The following is a 992-nucleotide window of genomic DNA, read 5'->3' on the forward strand; positions in this document are numbered from 1 at the left end:
AGCGCTTGATCTGTTCTTCGTCCATCACTGCACTCATCGATGTCTCCTCTGAAAACTAACACCTGAGCAGAGTTTCAGTGGGTCATTACAGGATGCCCGCCACCGACGCTGACATTCATCCACTTCTGTTCTTTTTCGAAGTACATCGCATAGAAACTGTTGCTGCCGATCACATTTGGATCGATCGCAGAACGGCCCTCCAGCATCTGGATCGCTTCGGTTGCCCCCAGCTTGGCCAGGTACTGGCTACCGTCCACCACGCCCATCTGCGCAAAGGTCTCGTAGCTGGTATTGCTGATGCGGGTGGCGCCGACGTACGCGTTGTCGAGCATGTTGGTCCAGATCTGTTCCAGCTTCTGGGGGCCGCTTTTTTCCAATGCTGCCTGCAGGAGCACGCGGGGTGTCCAGCAGTTGGGGTCGAGCTCATGGTCCAGGAAGGCTTGATCGTGTGCACGCATGACATCCTTGCCGGGAAGGTTCAGCGCCATATCCGGACGCTCTTTGTCGAACCAGGATTGCCGAAGCTCAAGATCTTTCTTGAGCAGCGTTTGTCCGAACTCTTCCCACTGGCGTTCGCTCAATTCAGCATTGGCAAAGCGCGAGCCATTATCGTGCTGCGTTTTGGCGTAGTTTTGTGCGTAACTGTTAGCCACTTGCCCTGGCAAGCTGTCGTTGCGCACTACGCCTAATGCCAATGTTCCATAGCCGTCTGCGCTATCAAGCTGCGAAAGATAGTTCCAATACAGCTCGCGGTTGCCTTTATTTGCGTAGTTGGAAAGGATTTCCAGGTCTTGCTCAGTCAGTCCGCTCATCGGTTACCCCCTGTAAATACACTAATCACTGGACTTTAGTGCGGGCTAATACCTTCCTCACCGCATCTTCCATCCGCTTCCAGTCCTTTAAGGAACCTCTGAACAAAGCACGGCAGATGCGCGACACTACTCGCCTCGTGTTGAGGAATCATCCATGCAACTGACGTTCGGCGACGCTGA

The 992-nt window shown here is 53.8% G+C and carries 1 pseudogene; it reads right to left on the minus strand.

The features are described from left to right. Positions 1-92: 92 nt before the first annotated feature. A pseudogene (locus tag XdyCFBP7245_RS23420) lies at positions 93-812 on the minus strand (Smlt3024 family type IV secretion system effector); the annotation flags it as partial. Positions 813-992: the final 180 nt, after the last annotated feature.

It is taken from the genome of Xanthomonas dyei, from assembly GCF_002939865.1.
In the GTDB taxonomy this organism is placed as follows: domain Bacteria; phylum Pseudomonadota; class Gammaproteobacteria; order Xanthomonadales; family Xanthomonadaceae; genus Xanthomonas; species Xanthomonas dyei.